Genomic DNA, 633 nt, shown 5'->3' on the forward strand with positions numbered 1-633 from the left:
TGCGGCCCGTCCGGCTCGGGCAAGTCGACGCTGATCAAGACCGTGAACGGCCTCGAGCCGTTCCAGCAGGGCGAGATCCTCGTGAACGGCCAGTCGGTCGGCGACAAGAAGACGAACCTGTCGAAGCTGCGCTCGAAGGTCGGGATGGTGTTCCAGCATTTCGAGTTGTTCCCGCACCTGTCGATCACCGAGAACCTCACGCTCGCGCAGGTCAAGGTGCTCGGCCGCGGCAAGGACGAAGCGGCCGAGAAGGGCATGAAGCTGCTCGATCGCGTCGGCCTGAAGGCGCATGCGCACAAGTTTCCGGGCCAGCTGTCGGGCGGCCAGCAGCAGCGGGTCGCGATCGCGCGCGCGCTGTCGATGGACCCGATCGCGATGCTGTTCGACGAGCCGACGTCCGCGCTCGATCCCGAGATGATCAACGAAGTGCTCGACGTGATGGTCGAACTCGCGCAGGAAGGCATGACGATGATGGTCGTCACGCACGAAATGGGCTTCGCGAAGAAGGTCGCCCATCGCGTGATCTTCATGGACCAAGGCGCGATCGTCGAGGACGACCGCAAGGACGATTTCTTCTCGAATCCGAAGTCGGACCGCGCGAAGGACTTCCTCGCGAAAATCCTGCACTGAGCG

1 protein-coding gene is annotated in these 633 nt (G+C 63.3%); it reads left to right on the forward strand.

Annotated features, from left to right (window positions below; translation table 11 throughout):
- A partial coding sequence (locus DIE16_RS36325) for an amino acid ABC transporter ATP-binding protein (protein ID WP_148095414.1) occupies window positions 1-630 on the forward strand: 630 nt, incomplete at its 5' end.
- Window positions 631-633 lie beyond the last annotated feature (3 nt).

Origin of the sequence: Burkholderia sp. Bp9090, assembly GCF_003857985.1 — a bacterium.
Taxonomy (GTDB): domain Bacteria; phylum Pseudomonadota; class Gammaproteobacteria; order Burkholderiales; family Burkholderiaceae; genus Burkholderia.